Raw genomic sequence first — 22,092 nt, 5'->3', positions numbered from 1 at the left:
AAGAATCTAAGGTAAAACGCGGTGAAAAACTTCAGGGATAAGAAAATATGATAGCCAATACTCGGATAAAATAACCAACTACAGTAAATCATCCATTTTTTGTCTGAAACGAACGGCGGATGAAAATCATAAACAGCACAAAATTCTGTATTTTTAGCTTTCTGTCATACAAAGCAGGAGCCGAAGCCCCCGTTTGTATCGCGACCGTTTAGCGCTGACAAATACTAACCAGCAATTCTTCCATCCATTGATGGCCTTTATCGCGACCCGCCGCTTCATGCCAGGAGAGATAGCAGGTACGGCTATTCACTTTCAACGGTAAAGGTAATATTTGCAGATCCAGTTTATCGGCAAACTCGCTGGCCAACCAGCGAGGCGCGATGGCGACCATATTAGTCTGGGAAACCACATTTAATACGCTCACCATCGCGTTCCCTTGATAAGCAATACGGGATTGTTTATCTGCGGTGTCATACCACGGCTGGCTGAATGACGCATAGCGATCGAGAGCAACAACAGCATGCTCTTCCTGATAAATATCATTTTCCATCAGCGGCCCGGAAATGCGCGGATGTTTGCGGCTCGCCACCAGCACCATTTCGTCTTTAAATAAAGGTACACAGGCAAACTCAGGGCGACGAAACTCTTCATAACCGATAACAAATTCAATTTCCTGATAACGTAATTGATGTTCGGTGTTTTGGTTCAGTGCCGATTTAAAAACTAAATGAATGTTCGGCGCAATCTCGCCAACTTTATTGAAAATAACTGAAGTCAAAGCGTTATCAAGCGGGCTGCAAACGCACAGATTAAAGACCCGCTCGCTGCTGAGCGGCTCAAAGCCCGAACCCGGTAATTCGTTCTGCACCAATTGCAATGCCTGACGTACAGAACCAAATAGCTGAAAAGCGCGCGCCGTTGGCTGGATGCCGCGTCCATAACGAACAAACAGCTCATCATTAAACATCACTTTCAGTCGCGATACCGCATTGCTGACCGCTGGTTGCGACATCCCCAGGGAATGCGCTGCGCGGGTGATATTCTGTTCCTGCATGACCGCATCAAATACGGTCAGTAGATTGAGATCAACCATACGTAGCTGAGGTTTTGTGTTTTCCATCTCAGAGGCTGATTTATATTCAGTACCTTCATTTAACATATCTAACTCCACTGTCACGCTAAATTCCCTTTGCCAAAGTGCAGTAATTAATATCGAGAATATCATTTACCATGCATATGACATTTGCAAAAGAGCAAAGATGAATTTTAGGAATATATCAAGGTTATGAGTGGTGACGAAAAATCTGCTGGTTTGAAAGTACTCGCAACCACTTAAACCATATCGTTTACTTGATAGAATTGAGTTTACCCATAAATATTAAAAATAAACAATAACACCAGCAGTTAACTATAATTTAAGCATTATTAAATTATCAATTTAAGCTCCTCTTAAAATTCACATTTCATTATCATTGATAATTCATCCCTATACGCACTAATACATTCACAATAAAAATAATTCTATACTTTTCATTAAGATATCTTTTTATCTAAGTCCCTCCCCCATAACGTCAGAAACGAAAAGAAAAATGACCAAATGGTAAAAATGTCTCGGCATGAAGCGATGTCCCAAAAAGGATCATCGGCAAAAAAGCGCGATCGTCAGCACAATTAGCTAATTCACCTTTCGGGTAAAAAGACCTTTTCTTCCCCCAGGGGTTGACATCAAAACCCATATCCAGTAACTCTAAAAGCATAACGATTTCATCTGGAGCATGACGTAATGATTCGCAGCATTCGCTTTCTCAGCCTACTACTACTAAACGCATCCATTTTGCGCGGTAGGCTGTTGGGCGACATTCATCATTAAGTCATCTTCCAGCAAGACTATAAAACCCGCGCCAATGCGCGGGTTTTTTTATGCTCGCTAGCAAGGCGCCAGGACACAGACCAAGGATCTAAACCATGAGCCAGCAAGTCATTATTTTCGATACGACCTTACGCGACGGTGAACAAGCGTTACAAGCCAGCCTGAGTGTGAAAGAGAAACTGCAGATTGCCATGGCCCTGGAGCGGATGGGCGTTGATGTGATGGAAGTGGGTTTTCCTGTGTCATCACCAGGCGACTTCGAGTCCGTTCAGACCATTGCGCGCACAATCAAAAACAGCCGCGTTTGCGCGCTGGCTCGCTGCGTAGAGAAAGACATTGACGTTGCGGCAGAATCACTGAAGGTCGCGGAGGCATTTCGTATCCACACGTTTATCGCCACCTCGCCGATGCATATTGCGACCAAGCTGCGCAGCAATCTGGATGAAGTGATTGAACGCGCTATCTATATGGTTAAACGCGCACGTAATTATACTGATGATGTCGAGTTTTCCTGTGAAGATGCAGGCCGTACGCCGATTGCCGATCTGGCTCGCGTCGTAGAAGCCGCCATTAATGCTGGTGCGAAGACTATTAATATCCCGGATACCGTCGGCTACACCATGCCGTTCGAATTCGCCAACATTATCACCGGCCTGTACGAACACGTTCCTAATATTGATAAAGCCATTATCTCCGTCCATACCCACGACGATTTGGGCATCGCGGTGGGCAATGCCATTGCAGCAGTCCACGCCGGTGCTCGCCAGGTTGAAGGCGCGATGAACGGCATCGGTGAGCGCGCAGGCAACTGCTCGCTGGAAGAAGTCATTATGGCCATCAAAGTGCGCAAAGACATTATGGATGTGCACACCCGCATCAATCACAACGAAATCTGGCGTACTAGCCAAACCGTCAGCCAGATTTGTAATATGCCGATCCCTGCTAACAAAGCGATCGTCGGCACCGGCGCCTTCGCACACTCATCCGGTATTCACCAGGATGGCGTGCTGAAAAATCGCGAAAACTACGAAATCATGACGCCGGAATCCATCGGTCTGAACCAGGTACAGTTGAACCTGACTTCCCGCTCCGGCCGTGCAGCGGTGAAACACCGTATGGAAGAGATGGGCTACAAAGATACTGACTACAACATGGATCATCTGTATGACGCTTTCCTGAAGCTGGCGGATAAAAAAGGCCAGGTCTTTGATTACGATCTGGAAGCGCTGGCGTTCATCAACAAACAGCAGGAAGAGCCAGAACATTTCCGTCTGGATTACTTCAGCGTGCAGTCAGGTTCCAGTGATATTGCTACCGCGTCGGTAAAACTGGCCTGCGGTGAAGAGACAAAAGCTGAAGCGGCAAACGGCAATGGCCCGGTTGACGCAATCTATCAGGCAATTAACCGTATCACCGGCTATGACGTCGAACTGGTCAAATATGACCTGAACGCCAAAGGCCAGGGTAAAGACGCCCTGGGCCAGGTAGACATTGTGGTTAACTACAACGGCCGCCGCTTCCACGGCGTGGGTCTGGCAACGGATATCGTGGAATCTTCCGCCAAAGCAATGGTTCATGTGCTGAACAATATCTGGCGTGCCGCCGAAGTCGAAAAAGAATTGCAACGCAAAGCTCAGAATAAAGAGAACAACAAGGAAACCGTGTAATGTCGAAGAATTACCATATTGCTGTGTTACCAGGTGACGGTATTGGCCCTGAAGTCATGACACAGGCATTGAAAGTACTGGAAGCCGTGCGCCAACGTTTTGATATGCGTATTACCACCAGCCACTACGACGTTGGCGGCATCGCCATCGACCGTCACGGTGAGCCTCTGCCGCAGGCAACCGTTGAGGGCTGCGACCAGGCCGACGCTATTCTGTTTGGCTCCGTGGGCGGCCCGAAATGGGAAAATCTGCCGCCGAACCAGCAGCCGGAGCGCGGTGCGCTGCTGCCGCTGCGTAAACACTTCAAGCTGTTCAGCAACCTGCGCCCGGCAAAGCTGTACCAGGGACTGGAAGAGTTTTGCCCGCTGCGCGCCGATATCGCCGCCAACGGCTTCGACATTTTATGCGTCCGCGAACTGACCGGCGGCATTTACTTCGGCCAGCCTAAAGGTCGCGAAGGCAGCGGCCAGCACGAGAAAGCATTTGATACCGAGGTCTATCACCGTTTTGAGATCGAGCGTATTGCGCGTATCGCCTTTGAGTCAGCCCGCAAACGCCGGCATAAAGTGACCTCAATCGATAAAGCTAACGTGTTGCAGACCTCTATTCTGTGGCGCGAAATTGTCAACGAAATCGGCAAAGAGTATCCGGACGTCGAGCTGGCGCATATGTATATCGATAACGCCACCATGCAGCTGATTAAGGATCCGTCCCAGTTTGACGTCCTGCTGTGTTCCAACCTTTTTGGCGATATCCTGTCTGATGAATGCGCCATGATCACCGGCTCGATGGGGATGTTGCCGTCTGCCAGCCTCAACGAACAAGGTTTTGGCCTGTATGAGCCTGCAGGCGGCTCAGCCCCGGATATCGCCGGTAAAAACATTGCTAACCCGATCGCGCAAACTCTCTCGCTGGCGCTGCTGCTGCGCTATAGCCTGGATGCCGATAACGCGGCAACGGCAATTGAGAATGCTATCAACCGTGCATTAGAAGAAGGCGTACGTACCGGCGATTTAGCGCGCGGTGCGGCGGCGGTCAGTACCGATGAAATGGGTGATATCATTGCCCGCTATGTCGCTGAAGGGGTGTAATCATGGCGAAGACGTTATACGAAAAATTGTTTGATGCTCATGTGGTTTATGAAGCACAAAATGAAACCCCGCTGCTGTACATCGACCGCCACCTGGTGCACGAAGTCACCTCGCCGCAGGCATTTGACGGCCTGCGTGCCCATAAACGCCCGGTGCGCCAGCCGGGTAAAACCTTCGCCACCATGGACCACAACGTGTCGACGCAAACGAAAGACATTAATGCGTCCGGCGAAATGGCGCGCATCCAGATGCAGGAATTGATCAAAAACTGCAAAGAGTTTGGCGTTGAACTGTATGACCTGAACCACCCTTACCAGGGCATCGTCCACGTAATGGGACCGGAACAGGGCGTTACCCTGCCAGGTATGACTATCGTCTGCGGCGACTCGCATACCGCGACTCACGGCGCATTCGGCGCGCTGGCTTTCGGTATTGGTACCTCTGAAGTCGAACACGTACTGGCGACCCAGACCCTGAAGCAGGGACGCGCCAAAACCATGAAGATTGAAGTCAAAGGCAAAGCGGCTCCGGGCATTACCGCCAAAGACATCGTGCTGGCGATCATCGGCAAAACCGGTAGTGCTGGCGGTACCGGTCACGTCGTTGAGTTCTGTGGTCAGGCAATCCGCGATCTGAGCATGGAAGGTCGTATGACCCTGTGCAATATGGCTATCGAGCTGGGCGCGAAAGCGGGCCTGGTGGCGCCAGATGAGACCACCTTTAATTACGTGAAGGGTCGTCTGCATGCACCAAAAGGCCAGGATTTTGACGATGCGGTCGCATACTGGAAAACCTTGACCACCGATGATGGCGCAACTTTTGATAGCGTTGTCACCCTGCAGGCGGAAGATATTGCCCCGCAGGTCACCTGGGGAACGAACCCAGGCCAGGTTATCTCCGTCACCGACATCATCCCGGACCCGGCATCCTTCACCGATCCGGTAGAGCGTGCGAGCGCGGAAAAAGCGCTGGCCTATATGGGCCTGAAATCTGGCGTGCCGTTAACCGAAGTCGCAATCGATAAAGTCTTTATCGGTTCCTGCACCAACTCGCGTATCGAAGACTTACGCGCTGCCGCTGAGATCGCTAAAGGCCGCAAAGTGGCGCCGGGCGTTCAGGCGCTGGTTGTGCCAGGCTCTGGTCCGGTAAAAGCGCAAGCTGAAGCAGAAGGTCTGGATAAAATCTTTATTGAAGCCGGTTTTGAATGGCGTCTGCCAGGCTGCTCTATGTGTCTGGCGATGAACAACGACCGTCTGAACCCGGGCGAACGCTGTGCATCCACCAGCAACCGTAACTTTGAAGGCCGCCAGGGCCGCGGCGGACGCACCCATCTGGTCAGCCCGGCAATGGCCGCTGCGGCAGCCGTGACCGGCCATTTCGCCGATATCCGTAGCTTGAAATAAGGAAACCATCATGGCAGAGAAATTTACCCAACATACCGGCCTGGTGGTTCCGCTGGATGCCGCGAACGTCGACACCGATGCAATCATTCCAAAGCAGTTTCTGCAGAAAGTGACGCGTACTGGCTTTGGCGTACATCTGTTTAACGACTGGCGCTTCCTGGATGACAAAGGCGAACAGCCTAATCCGGAATTTGTGCTGAACTTCCCTGAGTACAAAGGCGCGTCTATCCTGCTGGCACGTGAAAACTTCGGCTGCGGCTCTTCGCGCGAGCACGCGCCGTGGGCATTGACCGATTACGGTTTTAAAGTCGTTATCGCACCCAGCTTTGCGGATATCTTCTACGGCAACAGCTTTAATAACCAGCTGCTGCCGGTTACGCTGAGCGAAGAACAGGTTGATGAGCTGTTTAAGCTGGTTCAGTCTCAGCCAGGTATTAAGTTTGAGGTCGATCTGGAAGCTGAAGTCGTTAAAGCAGGTGATAAATCCTGGAGCTTTAAAATTGACGCTTTCCGCCGTCACTGCATGCTTAATGGCCTGGACAGCATCGGCCTGACTCTGCAGCATGAAGATGCCATCTCAGCCTATGAAAACAAGCAACCGGCCTTTATGAATTAAGACGCCGGCAATGAATATCTCAGCCCGGACTTCGGTTCGGGCTTTTTTTCCACTATTGAAAATGAGATCTGGCGCACATATATCAATATTAGTCCGTATGATAGATAGAAATATTTTAAGTTATAAAAATAAATCATTATCAATTGGGCATCTATTCAATCATTCCCACACTTTTTTTGTGTCAATCCACAAGTACAAGTAAAAAATCGATTGAAATATTTAAAACAAAAACATGAATATGTGAATTAAATGTTAATTCCATAGAATCCCCCTATAGCTCCACGCAAAAAAAAGCATTATTTTTCCATTTGGCGCCTCGTTATCTTTCCCCACAGAGAAATATTAACTTTGGACAGGCCAGGATCGCCGTATAGCGGCCATCAGGCATCCAGTGGAGAGAGCATATGAGCCACTACCCCCATCTTTTTTCCCCGATGACCATTAACGGGATGACAATAAAAAACCGTATCATCATGCCGCCAATGGGTACCAACCTGGCAAGCCTGAACGGTGAAGTCACTCAGGAACAGATTGAATACTATGAGTTACGCGCGCGCGGCGGCACGGGACTCATCACTATCGAGAATATTTGCATCGATTTTCCCTTCGCCTCTAACGGTACAACGCAGCTACGCATCGATAACGATCAATATATTCCGCGCCTGTTCAAATTAACCGAGACCTTACATAAACATGGTGCCTGCGTCAGCATCCAATTAAACCATGCTGGCGCTTCGGCTTATGCATATCGCCTGAATGGTGAAATGCCGCTTTCTTCTTCAAGCACGCCGTCCAAAAAGAACGGAAATATTCCGCGCCCGATGACGCACGACGAAATTTATCATGCCGTCGATAAATTTGGCGACGCAGCGGAACGCGTACGTCGCGCCGGATTTGATTGCGTAGAAATTCATGCGGGTCACTCTTATTTAATTAGCCAGTTTTTATCGCCGCTGTTTAATAAACGCACCGATGAATTTGGCGGCAGCATAGAGAATCGCGCCAGAATATTAACCTTAATCGTTGATAAGGTACGCGCCTGCGTTGGCCCACGTTTCCCGATCAGCCTGCGTATTAGCGCCGATGACTTCCTGAAGGGCGGAAATACGCTTGAAGATTCTCTGCGTATCCTCGAACTGTGCCAGGATAAAGTCGATATTATCAACGTTTCCGCCGCGCAAAACGACAACCTGAATTTCCAGATTGACCAGATGTCTCTGGAAGATGGCTGGAAGCGTTACCTCTCCCGCGCAGTACGCGACAAATTCAACAAACCAACGGTTATCGCCGGCAACATTCGTTCGCCAAAAGTTGCTGAAGACATTATCGCCAGCGGCGATGCCGACCTGATTGCCATTGGCCGCGGGCTTATTGCCGAGCCGGAGTGGGTACAAAAAGTCCAGAGCGGTAACGAACGCCTGATGCGTAAATGCATCTCCTGCAATATTGGCTGCGCGGACCATCGTATCGCCCGCTCTCGTCCTCTGCGCTGCTCGATCAACCCGGATATCATCCACGGCGACGCTTACAAACAGCAGCGCGTTAATCGCGATACCAACGTTGTCGTCATCGGCGCAGGAACTGCGGGAATGGAAGCAGCCTGCACCGCGGCTGAAGTCGGCTGCCATACCTGGCTGCTGGAAGAAAAACATAGCATCGGCGGACTGGCCAGCGAGATCTCGCTGCTGCCGGAGAAAAAGCGTATTGCTGACTTCCCGCAGTTTATGAAAAACCGTATCGCCTCTCTCGATAATCTGATGCTGCAGGTTGGCAAGCGCGCCACCGTCGAATCCGTATCCGCTCTGCATCCCGATTTAATCGTTAACGCAACCGGTTCGGTTCCCCTGCTGCCGCCGATTGAAGGACTACGCGAGAACATTGATGTCGAAGGCGGCAGCGTCTTCTCGATTACCAATATGATTCATCATCTGGACCAGTTTGCCGATGCAACGGGTAAACGCATCGCCGTTGTCGGCGCAGGTGCCGTTGGTCTGGACATGATTGAATACTTCTCCGCACGCGGCGCCAGCGCCGTACTGATCGAGATGCAGGATGCGCCAGGTCGCGACCTGGACATCATTACTAAAAACGCCATGTTGACCATGCTTGATGAACATCACGTGGAACAGCACATGCGCACGCAGCTGGTTGCCGTCACCCCAACCCATTTCACCGTTAAAAACGCAGATGGCACCTTCGACATTCCTTTTGATTACGGCTTCGTCTGCCTGGGAATGCGCGCCAACACCACCGGTCTCAATGAGATTGAGCAATGGGCCAGAGCCAATAACGTAAAAATAATGAACATCGGCGACAGCCTGATGGCCCGGCGAATCATTGATGGCGTGCGCGAAGGGCGCAACGTGCTGGACACCCTCGAAGATATGGGTGCTCTGGGCAGCCGCGAATCAACACAAATTCCATTTCTAACATATTGAGGATTTTATCATGGCAGAACGTATTACTGGACACACTGAGCTGATTGGCCTGATTGCGACCCCGATTCGTCACAGCATGTCGCCGACAATGCATAACGAAGCCTTTGCCAAACTGGGGCTGGACTATGTTTATCTGGCGTTCGAAGTCGGTAATGAAGAGCTGAAAGATGTCGTACAGGGTTTTCGTGCGTTAAAACTGCGCGGCTGTAACGTCTCAATGCCGAACAAAACCGAGATTTGCCAGTATCTGGACAAACTCTCTCCGGCAGCGGAGCTGGTTGGCGCGGTAAATACCGTGGTGAACGACAACGGCGTGTTGACCGGCCACATCACCGATGGTACCGGATACATGCGCGCGCTCAAAGAAGCGGGCATCGACATCATCGGTAAGAAAATGACCGTTCTGGGCGCAGGCGGCGCAGCAACCGCACTGTGCGTACAGGCAGCGCTGGATGGCGTTAAAGAGATCTCCATCTTTAACCGTAAAGATAAATTCTTCGCCAATGCTGAACAGACCGTCGCCAAGATCCGCAACAACACCAACTGCGCGATCCACCTGTTCGATCTGGACGATCATGACAAACTGCGCGCCGAGATCGACAGCAGCGTGATTCTTACTAATGCTACCGGCGTTGGCATGAAACCGTTTGAAGGCCAGATGCTGCTGCCTGACGACAGCTTCCTGCGCCCAGATCTGATCGTTTCCGACGTGGTTTACAACCCGCGCAAAACCTATCTGCTGGAAGTCGCTGAGAAAAAAGGCTGCCGCACCATCAACGGTCTGGGGATGATGCTTTGGCAGGGTGCGCGCGCTTTTGAAATCTGGACAGGCAAAGAAATGCCGGTTGAACACATCAAAAGTATCCTGTTCTAAGGATGGGCGCGATGAAAAATCAATATGTCCCAACGGCAGCTGGGCTATATCTTAACTATCTGATCCACGGCATGGGGGTATTGTTAATTACCCTCAACATGGCGAATTTACAGGAACAATGGGGAACCGATGCTGCTGGCGTCTCCATCGTTATTTCGTCGCTCGGGATTGGTAAGCTTGCCACGCTGGTGACGGGATTCCTGTCCGATCGCTTTGGCCGTAAGCCCTTTATCTATCTCGGGATTGCCAGCTATATCGTGTTCTTCCTCGGCATTTTGTTGACGAAAAACATCTATCTGGCCTACTGCTGCGGCATTATGGCGGGACTGGCGAACAGCTTCCTCGACTCCGGTACCTATCCGGCGCTGATGGAATCTTTCCCTAACTCCGCCAGTCGTGCAAACGTGTTGATCAAAGCCTTTGTTTCTGCAGGACAATTCCTGCTGCCGTTCATTATCGGTGCGCTGATATGGGCGAATATGTGGTATGGCTGGTCGTTTATCATTGCCGCAGTATTAATGGTTTTAAGCGCCATCTATTTGATAAAAATGCCTTTCCCGGACCATCGGGCGAAAAAGGAAGCCGCAGAAAAATCTTCGGCTGCCGCCGTTGCTCCGAAAGCGGACTCCGGCAAACTGGATATGGTCATCTTTACTTTGTACGGCTATATCGGCATGGCGACTTTCTATCTGGTCAGTCAATGGTTAGCGCAATACGGCGAGTTCGTTGCCGGGATCCCTCATGAATCGGCGATTAAGCTGCTGAGCGTCTATACTGCGGGTTCCCTGACCTGTGTATTTGTCACCGCGGCCTTTGTCAAAGAGGTGTTCAGTTCAGCTGTCGCCATGATCATCTACACCTTCCTGTCGATGATTTCACTGCTGATAGTCTGCCTGTTCCCTACGCCAATGGTGGTTACCGGCTTCGCCTTTATCATCGGCTTTGCCGCCGCTGGCGGCGTACTGCAGATAGGTGCGACCATTATGGCAATGAGCTTCCCTAACGGGAAAGGCAGAGCCACCGGGATCTTTTATACCGCAGGGAGTCTGGCCAGCTTTACGATTCCGCTAATCACGGCAAAACTGTCGAAGATTGGTATCGCCAGCATTATGTGGTTCGATCTTCTGATCGCTATCGTCGGCTTTGTGATCGCTCTGTACATCGGTTATCGTCAGTTTCAGGTTCGCGCCGCTGCAAAAACATCTCATGTTGCAGCAACCGCCTGATGGTCAATGACAAAAAGAATAATGGATACCAACATGACTAAAGCAGTAACAGTAAAAAACATCACCTTCCAGGAAGGGGAAACCTTAATTTGTGTGCCGCTGATCGGTAAAACGCTTGCCGAACTGCAGACCAACGCTCGCGCGCTGGCTACCGCCGGAGCCGACATTATCGAGTGGCGCGTCGATCACTTCACGCAGGTTAGAGAGATTGAGCAGGTTCTGCTGGCGCTGGCTGAAATTCGCCAGCAGCTGAAAGATGTTCCGCTGCTGTTCACCTTCCGTAGTAAAAAAGAGGGTGGCGAAACGGAAATCAGCGATGAAGCCTATTTTGAACTAAATCGCCAGGCGGCCGTTAGCGGTCTGACCGACGTGATTGATATCGAGTTGTTCAACGACGAAGCGCAAATTCGCTCGCTGGTGAGCGACGCCCATGCTGCTGGCGTAAAAGTCATCATGAGCAATCATGATTTCCATAAAACCCCGGCTCAGGAAGATATCATCTATCGTCTACGCCGCATGCAGGATCTGGGTGCTGACCTGCCGAAGATCGCGGTTATGCCGCAGTCGCCGCAGGATGTACTGACTCTGCTTTCAGCAACCCTGACGATGAAAGAAAAATATGCCACTCGCCCATTAATTACTATGTCGATGGGTAAATCCGGCGGCGTTAGCCGGGTAACCGGCCGTCTGTTTGGTTCAGCAATGACCTTCGGTACCGTAGGTCAGGCCTCCGCGCCAGGGCAAATCGCCATTACCCAGTTGCGTGAGTTGATGGATATTCTTTCCTGATAAAACAGTGCCCGGAGGTTTCCTCCGGGCATCTTGCTTACTAACTGATTTTTTGACTGTCATTAATAATGACGTCTTTAAATGACTGAATAGCAGGAGAAAGTACCCGTTCTTTCATTGTCGCCAGATAGATATAGCGTGGAGGAATTGCGTTTTTAATCGTCAGGATATGCACGTTGTAATACGAGAGCGCGGAAATTCGCGGCATAATCGCAATACCATAATCAATACTGACCAGCCCCGCCATCGCCGTATCCTCATCAACGTAGCAGGCAATATCCGGAACCAGCTTTTGCTGCATAAACACGTTATCAATAAAAGGGCGCAGACCGCTGTTTTCTGAAAAATAGATATAGGGATAGTGAATCGTCTCTACAAGATCGACTTCATTTTCATAAAGTCTGGCCAGAGGATGATCTTTTGCCGTCACCACCACCAGCTCTTGCTGGATAATAGGAATAAAATCAATGTCCGGCTCGTCTGCAATATAGGAACAAATAGCCAAATCAGTTTTTCCAGCCTTAAGTTCCTGCAACAACGTTAGCGAGGTACCCTGAGTAAAGGAAAACGTCACATTGTGACGAGAAGGTGAAAGCGAATATTTATTAATTAACTGCGGAACAACATACTCGCCCATCGTATAAATAAACGCGATGCGAATGTTTTCCTTGTTCTCTGCACTATTTTTTTGCAGCGTCATACGGCCATTTTCTAAAGAAGCCAGCGCATCTTCCACGTAGGGCAGGAAGCGCTTACCATTCTGCGTAATCTTGACATTGCGCCCCTTTCTGGCGAATAGCGCCACTCCAAGCTCTTTCTCCAGCTCTGATATGGCATGGCTCAGGGAGGGTTGGGTGATAAAAAGACTGGAGGCTGCTTCAGTGTAATGCTCAGTTTCTGCCAGTCGCTTAAAATAATAAAGTTGCTTTAGGTTCATTATTTTTGCTCGTATAATATAAGAATAAAACTAATGCACCTAATATACCATACAAGCCATCTATGATGAGCCAGAAAGGAGAAATATCGGAGTCATATCAAATATTGCTTTGCGATTTCATTCTGCGGGTAACAAAGCATTGCTAATTATCAACAGAGTCAATCTTTTAAAAGAGTATTTCTGCATGCATAAATACATGCAAAAATATTTTAAACTTTAAAGGAACTCTTTATGAGGACGATCGATGCTCAGGAACGGCCGATTTTGCCGTCGGCCACGCAAAAGCGAACTAAAACGCGAATTGTAATTTTAATGTTACTATCGATAGGTACGATGATAAATTATCTCGATCGTACCATTTTGGGTATTGTTGCGCCCCAGTTAACAAGCGAAATACATATTGACCCGGCCATGATGGGCATCGTTTTTTCCGCTTTCGCCTGGACCTATGCACTGGCACAAATTCCAGGCGGGATGTTTTTAGACCGTTTCGGGAATAAATTAACCTACGCGCTTTCTATTTTTTTCTGGTCAACCTTTACCCTATTACAAAGCTTTTCGGTAGGTTTAAAATCTCTACTGCTGCTGCGTTTAGGTTTAGGCATCAGCGAAGCGCCCTGTTTCCCGGTGAATAGTCGGGTAGTGAGTAAATGGTTTCCTCAGCATGAACGCGCCCGGGCGACGGCAACTTACACCGTCGGAGAATATATTGGGCTGGCCGCATTCTCTCCCCTACTATTCTTAATTCTTGAGCACCACGGCTGGAGAACATTATTTTTCCTGACCGGTGGGTTAGGTATTATATTTACCTTTGTATGGTGGAAATTTTACCATGAACCGCATCAATCAAAAACGGCAAATAAAGCCGAACTGGAATATATCGGCGTAGAAAATACGGCTAAAGCCGATGAAAACGTCCCCTTCAACTGGCCTGATGCCAAACGCCTATTGTGCTGCAGGCAAATAATCGGTGCCAGCCTTGGGCAATTTGCCGGTAACACCACGCTGGTTTTCTTCCTGACATGGTTCCCCACTTACCTGGCTAACGAACGCCACTTACCGTGGCTTCACGTGGGTTTCTTCGCCTCCTGGCCATTCCTGGCTGCGGCTATTGGTATATTTTTTGGTGGCTGGGCATCCGATAAAATATTAAAGAAAACTAACTCCGTTAATATTAGCCGGAAGCTACCAATTATTTCCGGACTATTACTTTCAAGCTGTATCATTGCTGCTAACTGGGTTGATAGCAACACCGCCGTCATTATTGTTATGTCGATAGCCTTTTTCGGTCAGGGCATGGTTGGGCTTGGCTGGACGCTTATTTCAGATATCGCGCCAAAAAACATGGGTGGGCTGACCGGCGGGATCTTCAACTTCTGCGCAAATATGGCATCGATTATTACCCCATTAATTATTGGCATCATCATATCAATGACCGGTAATTTCTTCTATGCGCTAATTTATATTGGATTAACCGCGATCGTTGGTGTTATCGCCTATGTCTTTATTATCGGTGATATCAAACGGATTGTGTTGAAATAACCGCAGGACATTGCCCCGGCAGCCAACCGGGGCAATAAAAACAATTAGATATCTTTCACTCTGCTGGTCATAAACAGCGTCACCAACGAAATAGCCGCAATGGTCCAATAAACGCTGGCGTGCCCATAGCTCTGCGACAGCGCCCCCTGAATAACCCCGGCCAAAATCACTCCGGTAGAAATACTGTTGGTAAACAGCGTCGTCGCGGCTCCCGCCCGCCCAGGCATCAGATCCTGAAACCACAGCATACCAATACCCGCAACAATCCCAATGAATATGGCATTAAACAATTGCAGGGCCAGCAACGCCACGCGGTCGTGAAACAAAATCAGACCGACATAAAACAGCACACCCGCCGCAACCGCTGTCACCATCATATTGCGCTTGCCCCAGCGCTTAACATAGTAACCCGCAAGAATCATCGCCGGGATCTCCAACCCCGCCGCAGTCCCCATCAAAATCCCCGCGAGGCTGTCGGGCAGGCCCAGATCGCTGCTGATCCACAGCGGCATATCAATGATATACATGGTGTTGCAGGTCCACATCAACGTGGAAGCAATAAACAGCATACGTACGTTTTTATCATGCCATCCGCCAGCCTGTACCAGGACTTCGGCACCTTCCGAAGGTTGCTCAACGCGGGCGACCGACGGAAGCTTGAAGGCGATCAGCGCCAGGCTAATGACGAAAATCCCCGCGGCAATCGAAAACATCGTGGTAAAGCCATAATTCAGCGCCAGCATAAAAGCGAGCGGCGGGCCAATGACCCACGCCAGCGACAGCTGCGCACGCATTATCGAACTGAACATCACCACTTCACGCGCCGAACTGTCGGCATATTCCCGCGCCAGCGCAAAAAGCTGCGGCATCGCAGCATTGGCAATCGAAGCCAGCATCACCCCACAGGTAATCAGCGTCAGATAGTGACGATTAAAGGCAAAAAGCAGCGCATTACCGACAGCCATCAGGCAGCAAAACATTATCAGGCGTCGACGATCGCCCCGACTATCTGAGCGTTTGGCCAGCGCCAGGCTCACAAGGATCCCGGCAATCGCGTTAACCGTATAGAACAGGCCGACCCAGAACGGCTGCGCGCCCACTTCGCGGCTGAGAAATAAACTGAGCGTCGGCGCCTGCAGCGCGCCTGCGATTCCCATCATGAAAGCGACAAGCATAAAAGCGGCGTAAACGCCGTTAAGACGTCGCCCCATCGTCATTAACCACAGCATGAAATATCCTTAAGCACGCGAAGAAAACGAAAAAAGCCAGCAGAAGTTTTCTGCTGGCGGGTGATTCTATACTCTATGGATTTCGAGTTGCGGGCAGGCGGCCAGAACGTAAGTCCCTGGGAACATAGATAACTATGTGACCTGGGCGAGCGGGCGCAGCCAACGCACCAGCAGCTTGAAAGACGACGAGTATAACACCAATACTCAGTCACACATGATGTCTGCAAGTCAATGATCAGAGGTCTGCGACGTAACTCCCCACTGCATCAGTTCGCCGAGAATTTCCTGCTGTCTTCCTGCCATCAGGCGGGCCAGCCAGGACGCATCCTGCGTCGCAGAAAAGTAGCGTTGGTAGAACTGTTTTGTGGTTGACCCCATCATATTCACCTCCTCGCTTCATCGACGTTGATTATTGACTTAATATAGGAAGTAATAAATTGCTGAGTTTTAATCAGGAGTTCCCCTTTTATGTCTTCCGGTCGTTTACAACAGCAGTTCATCCGCTTATGGCAGTGCTGCGACGGCAAGTCGCAAGAAACAACGCTTAATGAACTGGCGGACATGCTGAGCTGTTCACGCCGCCACATGCGTACCTTACTGAACATGATGGAAGAACGCGGCTGGCTGACCTGGGAGGCGGAAGCCGGGCGCGGCAAGCGTTCTCGGCTCTCTTTTCTCTATACCGGCCTCGCGCTGCAACAGCAGCGGGCGGAAGATCTTCTGGAGCAGGACCGGATCGATCAGTTGGTACAGCTGGTTGGCGATAAGGCCACCGTCCGACAAATGCTGGTTTCCCATCTTGGTCGCAGCTTCCGCCAAGGGCGGCATATCCTGCGTGTCCTCTACTATCGGCCGATGAAAAACCTGTTGCCCGGCAGCGCGCTGCGCCGTTCGGAAACCCATATCGCCCGGCAGATTTTTAGCGCCCTGACGCGAGTAAATGAGGAAAATGGGGAACTGGAAGCCGATATTGCTCACCATTGGCAGCAGATCACCGCAACCCACTGGCGTTTTTTTCTTCGTCCTGGCATTCATTTTCACCATGGGCGGGAGCTGGAGATGGAGGATGTCATCAACTCGTTGCAGCGTAGCAACGCGTTGCCGCTGTTCTCTCATATCGAGCGCATCGACTCCCCCACCGCATGGACTCTCGACATTCATCTTAGCCAACCTGACCGCTGGCTACCGTGGCTGTTAAGTCAGGTCCCGGCAATGATCCTGCCGCATGAGTGGCAGTCTATGGATAAATTCTCCAGTATCCCTGTTGGTACCGGGCCTTACTCGGTGGTACGCAATAACCAGAATCAGCTCAAAATTCATGCTTTCGACGACTATTTCGGCTATCGGGCGCTGATTGATGAGGTCAATGTCTGGGTGCTGCCAGAAATTAGCGAAGAACCTAACGGCGGATTGACGCTGCAGGGCACGACGCAAAGCGAGAAAGCGGTGGAAAGCCGTCTGGAAGAGGGGTGTTATTATCTGCTGTTCGATGCACGCAGCCCGCTCGGCGGTAACAGCGCGGTACGCCAGTGGCTAAGCTATGTGTTCCAGCCTGCTAACCTGCTCTATCACGCGGGCGAGCACTATCAGGGCAACTGGTTTCCGGCCTACGGTCTGCTGCCTCGCTGGCATCACGCGCGCAGCCACGCTTGCGAAAAGCCGGCCGGTCTGGAAACAGTCAAACTGACCTACTACCAGGACCACGTCGAGCATCGCGTGATCGGCGGGATTATGGCGGCGCTGCTGGCTGAGCACCAGGTTAAGCTTGAGATCCAGGAGCTGGAGTACCAGGAGTGGCACCGCGGTGAAGTGGTCAGCGACGTGTGGCTCAACAGCGCCAACTTTACGCTGCCGATCGATTTCTCCCTGTTTGCCTGGCTCTATGAAGTCCCGCTGATTCGTAACTGTATCCCCATCGACTGGGAACAGGACGCCGCTCGTTGGCGCGCGGGAGATCTTAACCCGGCCACGTGGAGCCAGCTGCTGCTGGCCAATCAAACCGTTGTGCCGCTTATTCACCACTGGCTGATGATCCAGGGACAGCGCAGTATGCGCGGCGTACGCATGAACACTCTCGGCTGGTTTGACTTTAAATCCGCATGGTTTGCGCCGCCGGAGCCGTAATGCTTTCAGTCGACAGACAAAATCATTACACTAACTGCCGTTCTCAACGGGGTGCTAATAAACATACACAATATCATTCAAGTTGCTTCAACGTGCGGTTAGCACAGAAGTGACCTGAAAGATGAAGCGTATGGGCTGAGAAAATACCCGTCGAACCTGATCCGGATAACGCCGGCGAAGGGATTTGAGGCCCACTCAAAATCCTTTGCCACCCCTTTTTTCTGAGGTGCAAAGTGTTGAAAAAATTACTTCCCCTGCTGGCGCTGGTCGCCGCGCCCGTATTTGCCAAACCGCTGCTTACCGTTTATACCTACGATTCGTTCGCTGCCGACTGGGGCCCAGGCCCGGCGGTCAAAAAAGCCTTTGAGGCCGACTGCGACTGCGAGCTGAAGTTCGTGGCGCTGGAAGATGGCGTCTCGCTGCTTAACCGTCTGCGTATGGAAGGCAAAAACAGCAAAGCCGATGTGGTCCTTGGGCTGGATAACAACCTGCTGGAAGCTGCTTCGCAAAGCAAGCTGTTCGCCAAAAGTGGCGTACCGAACAGCGCGGTCAGCGTACCCGGCGGCTGGAACAACGATACTTTCGTTCCATTCGATTACGGTTATTTCGCCTTTGTTTACGATAAAAACAAGCTCAAGAATCCGCCGAAAAGCCTGAAAGAGCTGGTTGAAGGCGAGCAAAAATGGCGGGTGATTTATGAAGACCCGCGCACCAGTACGCCAGGTCTGGGCCTGCTGCTGTGGATGCAAAAAGTGTACGGCGATAAAGCGCCTGAAGCCTGGCAGAAGCTGGCGGCAAAAACCGTCACCGTCACTAAAGGCTGGAGCGAAGCCTACGGCCTGTTCCTGAAAGGCGAAAGCGACCTGGTGCTGAGCTATACCACCTCCCCGGCTTACCACATTATTGAAGAGAAGAAAGATAACTACGCCGCGGCCAATTTCGCGGAAGGCCACTATCTGCAGGTTGAAGTTGCCGCCCGCACCGCGGTCAGCAAGCAGCCGGAACTGGCGGAGAAATTCCTCAAATTTATGGTTTCGCCAGGTTTCCAGAACGCTGTCCCTACCGGCAACTGGATGTACCCGGTCACCCAGGTTGCGCTTCCGGCAGGCTTTGACGCGCTGATGAAGCCGCAAACTACCCTCGAATTTACCCCGCAGCAGGTCGCGACCGACCGCCAGAACTGGATCAACGCATGGCAACGCGCCGTCAGCCGCTAACGTTCGGCTGGCTTCTGCCGGGCCTGACGGCGGCCGCCTTACTGGTCGCCGTCGCGCTGGCCGCGTTTCTGGCGCTGTGGTTCAGCGCACCGGAAGCGGCCTGGCGTACAATCGTTAGCGATAGCTATCTCTGGCACGTGGTGCGTTTCTCTTTCTGGCAGGCCTTTCTTTCCGCGCTTTTTTCGGTGATACCGGCAATATTTCTTGCCCGCGCCCTTTACCGACGTCGATTCCCCGGACGTACGCTGCTGCTACGCCTGTGCGCAATGACCTTAATCCTGCCGGTACTGGTGGCGGTGTTCGGCATTCTCAGCGTTTACGGACGTCAGGGATGGCTGGCTGAATTATTTAACGCCCTTGGCTGGCAATGGGAATTCTCGCCTTACGGACTGCAGGGGATCCTGCTGGCGCATGTGTTCTTCAATATGCCGATGGCGACGCGTCTGTTGCTGCAGACGCTGGAAAATATCCCCGGCGAGCAGCGGCAAATCGCCGCCCAGCTAGGGATGCGCGGCTATGTCTTCTTCCGGTTGGTTGAGTGGCCGTGGCTACGTCGGCAAATTCCCCCGGTGGCGGCACTGATCTTTATGCTCTGCTTCGCCAGCTTTGCCACCGTTCTGTCGCTGGGCGGCGGCCCGCGGGCAACGACAATCGAACTGGCAATTTACCAGGCCCTCAATTTTGACTATGACCCGGCGCGCGCGGCGATGCTGGCGCTTATCCAGATGATCTGCTGCCTCGGGCTGGTATTGCTCAGCCAGCGCTTAAGCAAAGCCCTCGCCATCGGGGCCAGCAATATCCACGGCTGGCGCGATCCCGACGACCGGCTGCATAGTCGGCTGAGTGATATTGCGCTGATCGGCGCAGCGCTTTTGCTGCTGCTGCCTCCGCTGCTGGCGGTGATATTCGACGGTCTGAATAGCAATCTGTTTAGCGTTCTGCATCAGCCCGCGCTATGGCAGGCGCTATGGACTTCACTGCGCATCGCCCTTGCTGCTGGCGTCTTAAGCGTCATTCTGACCATGATGCTGCTGTGGAGCAGCCGCGAGCTTCGCGCCCGCAGTTACCCGCTGGCCGGACAGGCGCTTGAACTCAGCGGGATGTTAATCCTCGCGATGCCGGGCATCGTGCTGGCGACCGGTTTCTTCCTGCTGCTCAATAACAGCGTGGGCCTGCCGGAATCCGCCGATGGCATCGTGATTTTCACCAATGCGCTAATGGCGATTCCCTATGCGCTTAAGGTGCTGGAAAACCCTATGCGCGACATTGCTACCCGCTATGGCACGCTGTGCCAGTCGTTGGGGATGCACGGTTTTACCCGCTTGCGGGTGGTTGAGCTTCGCGCTTTAAAACGTCCGCTGGCCCAGGCTCTGGCCTTTGCCTGCGTGCTGTCGATTGGCGATTTCGGTGTCGTGGCGCTATTTGGCAACGAAAACTTCCGCACCCTACCATTTTACCTGTATCAACAAATTGGCTCTTATCGCAGCCAGGACGGCGCCGTCACCGCCCTGCTGCTTCTGCTGCTGTGCTTTTTACTCTTTAGCGTGATTGAAAAACTTCCGGGGCGCGATGCTAAAACTGAATGATGTCACCTGGCTTTACCAGCACCTGCCGATGCGTTTTACCCTTTCCGTTGAACGCGGCGAGCGCATTGCGGTACTTGGGCCCAGCGGTGCCGGAAAAAGCACGCTGCTGAACCTGATTGCCGGTTTTTTGCCCCCCGCCAGCGGCAGTATTGCGATCGACGGCCAGCCCCATACCCACACGCCGCCCGCGCGCCGTCCGGTATCGATGCTGTTTCAGGAAAACAATCTGTTTAACCACCTCACCATCCGCCAGAATATTGCCCTGGGCATGCATCCGGGGCTGAAGCTGAACGCGGAGCAGACCGCCCGCTTGCAGACCATCGCCGGGCAAATGGGCATTGACTCGATGCTGGAGAGAGTACCGGGCGAACTTTCCGGCGGCCAGCGTCAGCGTGCGGCGCTAGCGCGTTGCCTGGTGCGCAAGCAGCCGGTTCTGCTGCTGGATGAGCCCTTCTCGGCGCTCGATCCTGCGCTGCGTCAGGAGATGCTGACGCTGGTTGCCGACGTCTGCCAGCAGCAGCAGTTGACGCTATTGATGGTGTCGCACAGCGTGGAAGATGCGGCGCGCATTGCGCCGCGTTCGGTAGTAGTGGCTGAAGGCCGAGTTGCCTGGGACGGTGAAACCGCAGCGCTGCTCAGCGGCAACAGCAGCGCCTCATCGCTGCTGGGAATTAGCGCACAATAACTTTATGCAGGATGTCGAGATAGACCGGCATCAGCGGATCGCGGAAGGTGAAAACCAGCGCCACTCCGGCGGCGCAGACCATTAGCGGCGCCAGCCATAGCAGACGCGAACGCGGAAGGAAGCGGGTTAAGCGGTCGCCCGAGCTTTTGGCGCTGCGCCACAGCCGCCAGCACAACCACGCCGCCAGCCACGCCAGCAGCACCGCCCCCAACAGCAGCCACTTAAAGTTAGCGCTGTGTTCATCGGCTGGAATATCAATGGCCGCTCCGGCAAGAATACCCGGTAAGAAGTAGAGCGGCGGCCACAGCAGGCAGCCAATGATATTGGGTGGGATAAATTTTGCTACCGGTAGATCAAGCATCCCGGCGACCATCGGCACCAGCGGACGCGTCGGCCCAACGAATCGGCCAATCAAAATGGTGAACATACTGTGCTGATGCAGCGCATGTTCGGTTTTATCGAGCAGCGCTTTGTTTTTCTTCAGAAAAGACCAACGGTGCAGCGGCTTCTTAAAGCGCCAGCCAAGCCAGAACGAAATCCAGTCACCGAGCAAGCAACCAATAATCCCCGCCAGCCACGCCTGCCAGAAGTTAACTTCACCGCTGCCGATCAGCGCGCCCAATCCGGCCATCATCACCGTTCCCGGCAAGATAAGTCCTACCAGCGCCAGCGATTCGAGGAAGGCGACCAGCAAAACGGCTATCAGGGAATAGACCGTAGACTGAGTAATAAAGTGTTCCAGCAATGCTTGCATAATGTACCCGACAGTGTGATCAGCAAAGGATTGTGCGGAGAGGT

20 protein-coding genes and 1 riboswitch are annotated in these 22,092 nt (G+C 52.0%); of the genes, 14 read left to right on the top strand and 6 right to left on the bottom strand.

The window, feature by feature from the left end; all coding sequences use genetic code 11:
• Nucleotides 1-208 precede the first annotated feature (208 nt).
• Nucleotides 209-1,177 carry a transcriptional regulator LeuO gene (leuO, locus tag FN082_RS06695; protein WP_139536954.1) on the bottom strand — a complete coding sequence of 323 codons (969 nt, stop codon included), beginning with the start codon at nucleotides 1,175-1,177 and terminating at the stop codon, nucleotides 209-211.
• A 394-nt stretch (nucleotides 1,178-1,571) separates the two neighbouring features.
• A complete protein-coding gene (locus FN082_RS06690) occupies nucleotides 1,572-1,757 on the bottom strand; it encodes a hypothetical protein (RefSeq protein WP_139536953.1) in 186 nt (61 codons plus the stop codon).
• A gap of 26 nt (nucleotides 1,758-1,783) precedes the next feature.
• Here FN082_RS06690 and leuL point away from each other — a divergent pair, with 26 nt between their 5' ends.
• From leuL to aroD, 9 genes are all read left to right on the top strand, one after another.
• Nucleotides 1,784-1,870: a leu operon leader peptide gene (gene leuL / locus FN082_RS06685; RefSeq protein ID WP_139537068.1), complete on the top strand. Its 87-nt coding sequence runs from the start codon at nucleotides 1,784-1,786 to the stop codon at nucleotides 1,868-1,870.
• 95 nt (nucleotides 1,871-1,965) lie between these two features.
• Complete coding sequence (gene leuA / locus FN082_RS06680) at nucleotides 1,966-3,537, top strand: 2-isopropylmalate synthase (protein ID WP_139536952.1); 1,572 nt, start codon at nucleotides 1,966-1,968, stop codon at nucleotides 3,535-3,537.
• Nucleotides 3,537-4,628, top strand: coding sequence for a 3-isopropylmalate dehydrogenase (leuB, locus tag FN082_RS06675; protein ID WP_142981333.1), 1,092 nt, complete (start codon nucleotides 3,537-3,539; stop codon nucleotides 4,626-4,628). The genes leuA and leuB overlap by 1 nt, the downstream gene beginning before the upstream one ends.
• A gap of 2 nt (nucleotides 4,629-4,630) precedes the next feature.
• The gene (gene leuC, locus FN082_RS06670) at nucleotides 4,631-6,031 is read left to right on the top strand and encodes a 3-isopropylmalate dehydratase large subunit (protein ID WP_142464311.1); all 1,401 of its coding nucleotides are present in this window, start codon (nucleotides 4,631-4,633) and stop codon (nucleotides 6,029-6,031) included.
• A gap of 10 nt (nucleotides 6,032-6,041) precedes the next feature.
• A complete protein-coding gene (gene leuD, locus FN082_RS06665) occupies nucleotides 6,042-6,647 on the top strand; it encodes a 3-isopropylmalate dehydratase small subunit (RefSeq protein WP_139536949.1) in 606 nt (201 codons plus the stop codon).
• A gap of 404 nt (nucleotides 6,648-7,051) precedes the next feature.
• A complete protein-coding gene (locus tag FN082_RS06660; RefSeq protein ID WP_142981332.1) occupies nucleotides 7,052-9,085 on the top strand; it encodes an oxidoreductase in 2,034 nt (677 codons plus the stop codon).
• Nucleotides 9,086-9,095: 10 nt separating this feature from the next.
• The gene (locus tag FN082_RS06655) at nucleotides 9,096-9,959 is read left to right on the top strand and encodes a shikimate dehydrogenase (RefSeq protein ID WP_139536947.1); all 864 of its coding nucleotides are present in this window, start codon (nucleotides 9,096-9,098) and stop codon (nucleotides 9,957-9,959) included.
• Between the two features lie 11 nt (nucleotides 9,960-9,970).
• Nucleotides 9,971-11,185 (top strand): MFS transporter, encoded by a 1,215-nt coding sequence (locus FN082_RS06650; RefSeq protein WP_142981331.1) that lies wholly within the window; start codon nucleotides 9,971-9,973, stop codon nucleotides 11,183-11,185.
• A 33-nt stretch (nucleotides 11,186-11,218) separates the two neighbouring features.
• Nucleotides 11,219-11,974 carry a type I 3-dehydroquinate dehydratase gene (gene aroD, locus FN082_RS06645; RefSeq protein WP_139536945.1) on the top strand — a complete coding sequence of 252 codons (756 nt, stop codon included), beginning with the start codon at nucleotides 11,219-11,221 and terminating at the stop codon, nucleotides 11,972-11,974.
• A 40-nt stretch (nucleotides 11,975-12,014) separates the two neighbouring features.
• Here the strand turns inward: aroD and FN082_RS06640 are convergent, their stop codons facing one another.
• Nucleotides 12,015-12,911, bottom strand: coding sequence for a LysR family transcriptional regulator (locus FN082_RS06640; RefSeq protein WP_139536944.1), 897 nt, complete (start codon nucleotides 12,909-12,911; stop codon nucleotides 12,015-12,017).
• A gap of 231 nt (nucleotides 12,912-13,142) precedes the next feature.
• On the opposite strand from FN082_RS06640, the gene FN082_RS06635 reads away from it, so the two are divergent.
• On the top strand, nucleotides 13,143-14,453 hold the full coding sequence (locus FN082_RS06635; protein WP_139536943.1) for an MFS transporter: 1,311 nt from the start codon (nucleotides 13,143-13,145) through the stop codon (nucleotides 14,451-14,453).
• Between the two features lie 44 nt (nucleotides 14,454-14,497).
• Here the strand turns inward: FN082_RS06635 and FN082_RS06630 are convergent, their stop codons facing one another.
• A complete protein-coding gene (locus FN082_RS06630) occupies nucleotides 14,498-15,682 on the bottom strand; it encodes a sugar efflux transporter (protein ID WP_139536942.1) in 1,185 nt (394 codons plus the stop codon).
• A 228-nt stretch (nucleotides 15,683-15,910) separates the two neighbouring features.
• On the bottom strand, nucleotides 15,911-16,063 hold the full coding sequence (gene sgrT / locus FN082_RS06620) for a glucose uptake inhibitor SgrT (protein ID WP_139536940.1): 153 nt from the start codon (nucleotides 16,061-16,063) through the stop codon (nucleotides 15,911-15,913).
• Nucleotides 16,064-16,150: 87 nt separating this feature from the next.
• Between sgrT and sgrR the strand changes: the two genes are divergently transcribed.
• From sgrR to thiQ, 4 genes are all read left to right on the top strand, one after another.
• Nucleotides 16,151-17,806, top strand: coding sequence for an HTH-type transcriptional regulator SgrR (gene sgrR / locus FN082_RS06615; RefSeq protein ID WP_142981330.1), 1,656 nt, complete (start codon nucleotides 16,151-16,153; stop codon nucleotides 17,804-17,806).
• 37 nt (nucleotides 17,807-17,843) lie between these two features.
• Nucleotides 17,844-18,007, top strand: a riboswitch (TPP riboswitch).
• A gap of 32 nt (nucleotides 18,008-18,039) precedes the next feature.
• Nucleotides 18,040-19,023: a thiamine ABC transporter substrate binding subunit gene (gene thiB, locus FN082_RS06610; protein WP_139536938.1), complete on the top strand. Its 984-nt coding sequence runs from the start codon at nucleotides 18,040-18,042 to the stop codon at nucleotides 19,021-19,023.
• A complete protein-coding gene (thiP, locus tag FN082_RS06605; protein ID WP_142981329.1) occupies nucleotides 18,999-20,609 on the top strand; it encodes a thiamine/thiamine pyrophosphate ABC transporter permease ThiP in 1,611 nt (536 codons plus the stop codon). The genes thiB and thiP overlap by 25 nt, the downstream gene beginning before the upstream one ends.
• Entirely contained in the window at nucleotides 20,593-21,294 is a 702-nt protein-coding gene (gene thiQ / locus FN082_RS06600; RefSeq protein WP_139536936.1) for a thiamine ABC transporter ATP-binding protein ThiQ, read from the top strand. The genes thiP and thiQ overlap by 17 nt, the downstream gene beginning before the upstream one ends.
• On the opposite strand, the gene FN082_RS06595 is transcribed toward thiQ, so the two are convergent.
• Nucleotides 21,281-22,048: a DedA family protein gene (locus FN082_RS06595; protein ID WP_142981328.1), complete on the bottom strand. Its 768-nt coding sequence runs from the start codon at nucleotides 22,046-22,048 to the stop codon at nucleotides 21,281-21,283. The genes thiQ and FN082_RS06595 overlap by 14 nt on opposite strands.
• Nucleotides 22,049-22,092 lie beyond the last annotated feature (44 nt).

Source organism: Klebsiella spallanzanii, from assembly GCF_902158555.1.
Lineage (GTDB): Bacteria > Pseudomonadota > Gammaproteobacteria > Enterobacterales > Enterobacteriaceae > Klebsiella > Klebsiella spallanzanii.
This window is presented reverse-complemented; position numbering and strand designations above follow the sequence as displayed.